At 35.8% G+C, this 6,873-nt stretch carries 4 protein-coding genes; 3 read left to right on the forward strand and 1 reads right to left on the reverse strand.

The genetic code is table 11. The annotated features are described in order from the left end of the window. Positions 1-211 precede the first annotated feature (211 nt). The 3 genes from ACFQ18_RS17790 to ACFQ18_RS17800 all read left to right on the forward strand — a co-directional run bounded on the left by ACFQ18_RS17790 (position 212) and on the right by ACFQ18_RS17800 (position 4,837). Positions 212-1,360, forward strand: a complete 1,149-nt coding sequence (locus tag ACFQ18_RS17790) for an ATP-binding protein (protein ID WP_244987060.1) — start codon at positions 212-214, stop codon at positions 1,358-1,360. A gap of 307 nt (positions 1,361-1,667) precedes the next feature. Next, positions 1,668-4,388 carry an aconitate hydratase AcnA gene (acnA, locus tag ACFQ18_RS17795; protein WP_060669307.1) on the forward strand — a complete coding sequence of 907 codons (2,721 nt, stop codon included), beginning with the start codon at positions 1,668-1,670 and terminating at the stop codon, positions 4,386-4,388. Between the two features lie 326 nt (positions 4,389-4,714). Beyond that, positions 4,715-4,837, forward strand: coding sequence for an FbpB family small basic protein (locus ACFQ18_RS17800; protein WP_244987059.1), 123 nt, complete (start codon positions 4,715-4,717; stop codon positions 4,835-4,837). A gap of 222 nt (positions 4,838-5,059) precedes the next feature. On the opposite strand, the gene ACFQ18_RS17805 is transcribed toward ACFQ18_RS17800, so the two are convergent. Further along, positions 5,060-6,595 carry a BCCT family transporter gene (locus ACFQ18_RS17805; RefSeq protein WP_060669306.1) on the reverse strand — a complete coding sequence of 512 codons (1,536 nt, stop codon included), beginning with the start codon at positions 6,593-6,595 and terminating at the stop codon, positions 5,060-5,062. Positions 6,596-6,873: the final 278 nt, after the last annotated feature.

The following is a 6,873-nucleotide window of genomic DNA, read 5'->3' on the forward strand; positions in this document are numbered from 1 at the left end:
ACTGTTTAGTCTTATTTGGAGAAAACCGTTTACTTTTATTTGTGGAAAACTGTTGAGTCTAGTTTAGCAGTTACAATAGTACGAAATGACAAAAGGGTTTACAAATATAATTATAATATTCATAAATAAGACAAACAAGTATCATATTCGATAGATTCCTTCATATATATAAAAGAGAGATGTAAAAATAAAGGAAGAAGGGGAGGTTGCAATGGGTATTGAAAATGCGATAACTAACAAGCTAGATACAAATTCCTCAATGTCAAATGATAATACTAAGGTAGAAAATCAAGAACTTATTTCAAATTATTCCATGCTACCCTTATCAATATTTGATTGGATTGAAAGTAATCAAAATCAAATTATAGTCGTTTGTGATGAAAGAGGGAAAATTATTTTTGTTTCTAGCTCCGTTGAAAAATTATTAGAATACAACACAAAGGATGTATTAGGTAAGTATTGGTATCAGTTTTTAACGCGTGAAGAAAAGTGTTACATATCTGCTAACTATGAAGGAATTGAAAATAGGGAGCAAGCATTCATAATTAGTTTATACCACGAGAACGGAGGGAAAGTGATAACAGAATGTAGTCTTTGTAAGTTTGTGGAAGATCAAAAAATCTATTATGTTTCTCTATTGAATGATATTACGGAGCAAAAGGAAGCGGAGAAATTACTCATTCGATCGGAAAAGATGTCGATAGCAGGTCAACTTGCTGCTGGCGTTGCGCATGAAATACGAAACCCTTTAACATCCATAAAAGGCTTCTTGCAGTTATTGCAAGCGGGAATTAATCGTAACGAAGAATATTATAAAATTATGATTGAAGAAATAGAGAAGATGGAAAAAATCACTTCGGAATTGCTATTTATATCTAAACCACTAACTGATCTTAAACGACCGGAATCCTTACAAGAAATGGTCAATGACACGGTTAATCTTCTACAGACACAAGCCAAACTTAAAAATATCCAAATCATGGTGGAGCAACCAATTGTAGAATCCATTTATTGTGATAAGTCACAAATCAAACAAGTATTTTTAAATATCGTAAAAAATGCGATTGAAGCAATGGAAGAGCCTGGTAAAATTACAATTAGTGTTCAGAATACAAATGATTACGTCAATATACATATTTCAGATGAAGGTCCCGGAATCCCAGAGGAAATTTTACATAAATTGGGGGAACCTTTCTTTACAACGAAGCAAAATGGAACTGGACTAGGCATTATGATAAGTAAAAATATAATGGAAGATCATCATGGTTCATTGGAAATCTATAAAAATAAAGAAAAAGGTAGTACTTTTAAATTAAGTTTTCCAAAAGAATTGAAAAAGATATCTAATGATGTACCCTAAAGAATAAAGCTAGCTTTAGGGTGTTTTAATTTATCCCACCTAAAGCTTCTGGGGGAATAAGGAAGGGTAGTCTTCCGAGGTGGTATTAAAGAAAGTGAAAAAAATTATGCAAAGTGATAAGTTTTTCTTATCACTTTGCATAATTTTTTTATATAGGTTGACAAGCAATAAATATTTGTCTAATTGTCGTTAATCCGATAAGATAGAAATGTAAATAGATTTATATGATTATAGTTTGTAAGAATTTCATGTTTTCTTATCAAATGAACAAACTAGACAACGCGACAATTTAGAAAGGGGCAGAGATATGGGGAAAGACAACTTCAACTCAAAAAAACAGTTTAATTTGAATGGTAAAAAGTATAACTACTATGATTTAAAAGCTCTTGAAGAAGCAGGATTAGGTAGTATTAAACGTCTACCGTTTTCTATTCGTGTGTTATTAGAATCAGTTGTTCGCCAATTTGATGGACATCAGATTAAAGACGAACATGTAAAAGCGCTTACGAAGTGGGGGACCAAAGAAGGTGAAGGTGTAGATGTACCTTTTAAACCTTCCCGTGTAATTCTTCAAGACTTTACTGGTGTTCCAGCTGTTGTGGACCTCGCTTCCTTAAGAAAAGCAATGGTTGATTTAGGTGGTAAACCAGAGGAAATCAACCCGGAAGTACCAGTAGATTTAGTAATTGACCACTCCGTGCAAGTAGATCAATACGGAACTGCTAATGCACTTAAAGCAAACATGGATTTAGAATTTGAGCGCAATGCTGAACGTTATGAGTTTTTAAACTGGGCACAAAAAGCATTTAATAATTACCGTGCTGTACCACCAGCAACTGGTATTGTTCACCAAGTAAACTTAGAATATCTTGCTAACGTTGTTCATGGAATTGAAAACGAAAATGGTGAATATGATGCATACCCAGATACACTCGTAGGTACGGACTCTCATACTACTATGATTAACGGTTTAGGAGTACTTGGATGGGGTGTTGGTGGTATTGAGGCAGAAGCAGGGATGCTCGGACAACCATCTTATTTCCCATCACCAGAAGTTATTGGGGTTAAATTTACTGGAAGTTTCCCAAATGGAACTACAGCAACAGATTTAGCTCTTAAAGTAACTCAAGTATTACGTGAGAAAAATGTAGTAGGTAAATTTGTTGAGTATTTTGGACCTGGTTTGAAAGATATGCCACTAGCTGATCGTGCAACAATTGCGAATATGGCTCCGGAGTATGGTGCAACTTGTGGTTTCTTCCCTGTAGATTCTGAAACATTGAACTATTTACATCTAACAGGACGTAGTGAAGAACAAATTAACCTGGTTGAAAAATATTGTAAAGAAAATAACTTATGGTATTCTCCAGATCAAGCTGATCCAGAATATACTGATATTGTGGAAATCAATCTGTCTGAATTAGAACCGAACCTTTCTGGTCCTAAACGTCCACAAGACTTAATTCCTTTATCTCAGATGCAAAAAGAATTTAAGAAAGCAGTAACTGCACCTGAAGGTAACCAAGGATTCGGTATGGATAAATCAGAATTCGATAAAGAAGTAACAATCAGTAATCCTGATGGTTCTAAATCTGTTATGAAAACTGGTTCTATTGCAATTGCTGCAATTACTTCTTGTACGAACACATCTAACCCATATGTCATGTTAGGTGCTGGATTGGTTGCTAAAAAAGCTGTTGAAAAAGGGTTAAAAGTTCCTGGATATGTGAAAACATCTCTAGCTCCAGGTTCTAAAGTAGTTACTCGTTATTTAGCAGATGCTGGATTACAAGTTTATTTAGATAAGTTAGGTTTTAATTTGGTTGGTTACGGATGTACAACTTGTATCGGTAACTCAGGTCCATTACGTGAAGATATTGAGAAAGCGATTCAGGATAATGATTTACTTGCTTCTTCCGTATTATCAGGTAACCGAAACTTTGAAGGACGTATTCATCCGTTGGTAAAAGCTAACTATCTAGCTTCTCCACCACTTGTAGTTGCATATGCGCTTGCAGGAACGGTAGATATTAACTTAGCAAAAGATCCTATCGGTCAAGACGCTGACGGTAATGACGTTTACATGAATGATATTTGGCCTTCCATGCAAGAAATCAAAGAAGAAGTAGCAAAAGTTGTAACGCCAGAAATTTTCCGTAAAGAGTACGAAAATGTTTTCGATTCCAACGAAAAATGGAACGAAATTGCTACAACGGATGAACCATTATTCGAATGGGATGAAGATTCAACTTATATTCAAAATCCACCATTCTTTGAAGGTTTATCTAAAGAAGCTGGAACAGTGGAAAATTTAAATAATTTACGTGTCGTCGGTAAATTTGGTGATTCCGTAACAACGGACCATATCTCTCCAGCAGGTGCAATTGCTAAAGATATGCCAGCGGGTAAATACTTGCAAGAAAAGGGTGTTTCACCTCGTAACTTTAACTCTTATGGTTCTCGTCGTGGTAACCATGAAATCATGATGCGTGGAACATTTGCAAATATTCGTATTCGTAACCAAATTGCTCCTGGAACGGAGGGCGGCTATACAACTTATTGGCCAACAGAAGAAGTAATGCCTATTTATGATGCGGCCATGAAATATCAGGATGCTGGTATTGGTCTTGCAATTATAGCTGGTAAAGACTATGGCATGGGATCTTCTCGTGACTGGGCAGCAAAAGGTACAAATCTTTTAGGAATTAAAGTTGTTATTGCGGAAAGTTTCGAACGTATTCACCGTTCAAACCTAGTAATGATGGGAGTTCTTCCATTGCAATTCCAAAAAGGAGATAGTGCTGAGAAATTAGGTTTAAGTGGTAAAGAAACAATTAGTGTGGAAATCGGCGAAAATGTTAAACCACATGACCTAGTAAAAGTAACGGCAGTAGACGCAGAAACTGGTAAAGAAACTACTTTCGAAGCAATTGCGCGCTTTGATAGTGAAGTGGAAATTGACTACTATCGTCACGGTGGAATTCTTCAAATGGTATTACGTAATAAAGTTGCACATGCACATGCTTAATAGGTATTTTAAAACACTCATACACAGGTTGTATGAGTGTTTTTTATATCAAAAGCTGCGTTTATCTCACCTAAAGCTTCTAGGGAAACAAAGAAAGTAGGTGGGGGATGAAGGAAATTTTCTTTTTTGGGGTTAAGTTCAAGTAAAAAATAAATATATTAATTTTAAAGACAATTATAAAATTAAAAAGAAATGGCTATACTTCTATTTAACAGGTTGGAAGTATCAAACTTTCTTCCTATATAAGATCAACTATGGCGTTCACTAAGACTTTTGGGAGAATGCCAAGTTGTCTAAAAAGAATAAAGGGGTGAATTGCCATTTCTTTGAAAAAGAAGCTGAATTTTGAAGAATTGGTTCAGCAAAACCGAAGACAAATATTGGAAGATAAAGAGCTGTTAGATAAAATTGAACAAAGGTTAGAAGACAAATATAAAGAAGCAAAGTAATTTCCTCATCAGCCCCATAAAAAGGGCTTTTTTTGGTACCACCCCCAAAAGTCAGAGTAATAGTCAAACTTCTGGGGGTGGTTTTATTACATCTCTTATCCCACCTTAACGGGCAGTAAGATCCCCACCTCAAGCTTCTGAGGAAACAAAGAAGGTAAGTGGGGGATCAACTGCCCGTAAAGATCCGATAAGTGCGACTACCCCCACTGAGGGAAGTCTTCTTTATAGCGTTTCTTTCTTATGATTGTTATACAAATCTTTACATGCTTTTGGTGCTGTCCAAAACGTTGTGATTAACAAGAATACAACAGGTACTGCTGTCACCACAATAAAGGATTGTAATGCATTGACACTTCCTTCGCCAATTGTAACTAAAACAATGGCAACTAGACCCATAACCAACGCATAAAAAGCTCTTAGCCAGCTTGGGGGATCCCCGTCACCTGTAATTGCCATAGAAATCGATAAAGCCATGGAGTCTGCTGTTGTTAATACGAAAATAACAGTAGCTAGTAGGAACAGGCATCCAAAAATCATTTTAAATGGTAATTGTTCCGTAATTGCTATCATGGCAGCAGGTGGCCCCGCGTCAGCTAATGCTGTTGATATAGAGCCAGGAAGATTTAATTCATGAAAAATTCCTGTCCCACCAACAACAGTAAACCAAAAAGTTGTAATAATTGGTGCGATGATTGCGACTGCTAAAACAAGTTCACGAATAGTACGTCCGCGTGAAATTCGAGCTGTAAAAACGGCCATGATAGGGCCATATCCTATAAACCAAGCAAAGAAAAAGACGGTCCACAAGCTAAGCCATTCTTTATCACCACGAAATGTGTTGAACGAAATAAAATCATTTATATAAAGACCAAACGCCTCAAAGAAATTATTAAAGATGAAAAATCCTTGACCGAACAATAGAATTCCAATGATTAATCCTAGTGCCAAGAGAACATTAAAGCTGGTTAAAAGCTGAATTCCTCTATGGATACCTGTTACAGCGGAGATAGCCGCGCCAACAACGATGACGATAATAATTATAATTTGAATGATTAAAGTATTAGGTAAACCAGTTAATGAATTTAATCCATAGCCTGTTTGTAAACCTAAGAATCCAATCGGTCCAATGGTTCCAGCAGCAACAGCAATAATGGAAAACGAATCAACAAGTGTTCCTAATATGCTTTTTTGCATGATTTTTTCGCCAAAAATCGGATATAACAATGATCTTGGTTTTAATGGCATGCCTTTATGATAATGGGCGTACATTAATACGATTGTACCTAATGTTCCGAGAATCGCCCATGATAGGAACCCCCAGTCGACGAAACTCGTTGCTAAAGCAGGTACAATCGCTTCGAGTGTTCCATTTTCAATTCCTGAGAAATGAGGCGGTACAGTTATAAAATGGGATAAAGGTTCTGCAGCGGCCCAAAATATTCCACCGCCAGCTAAGAGTGTACACATAATCATACAAATCCATTTAAATGTACTCATTTCCGGTTTTTCCATATTACCTAGACGAATTTTTCCATATTTAGAAATTGCTAATCCTAGAGCAATGAAAAATGTAACTAATACAGTTAGTTGATAAATCATTCCAAAATAAGTAGCGGATATTCCAAATAAATAATCCACCGTATCTGCAACAAAGTCAGCATTAATAAACGCAATTATCACAAATAGTATTAGTGCACCACCACTTATAAAGAACGTTGGTAAATCTAGTGAAGCTGTTTTTCTTTTTGAATCTTCCATTATTGCTTTTCCTCCATCATGTTGTTTGTACTCTTGTCAGTTAGATGTTTGTTTATCCTCCTAAGCAAATTTTTATCTGCTAACTTAACAGAAAGTCCATAAAAATAAAATGATGGAATTATATCTCAATAACTGAAATATAATTCCACCGTTCTACACAATAAATTACTTTCTTAGCCTTGTCAATTTAAAATTCCTGTTTGTATGTGTCAAGTTTTTCTCGGTGTGTCTTTCACACCAATATTTCCGGCACTCTATTTTTGTACACTTTTTCGGCT

This window comes from Oceanobacillus caeni (genome assembly GCF_042678465.1).
Taxonomy (GTDB): Bacteria; Bacillota; Bacilli; order Bacillales; family Amphibacillaceae; genus Oceanobacillus; species Oceanobacillus caeni.

Bases quoted from the DNA above. Each gene is read 5' to 3' on its own strand.
- ACFQ18_RS17790 (WP_244987060.1), top strand. From the start codon at position 212: ATGGGTATTGAAAATGCGATAACTAACAAGCTAGATACAAATTCCTCA.
- acnA (WP_060669307.1), top strand. From the start codon at position 1,668: ATGGGGAAAGACAACTTCAACTCAAAAAAACAGTTTAATTTGAATGGT.
- ACFQ18_RS17805 (WP_060669306.1), bottom strand. From the start codon at position 6,595: ATGGAAGATTCAAAAAGAAAAACAGCTTCACTAGATTTACCAACGTTC.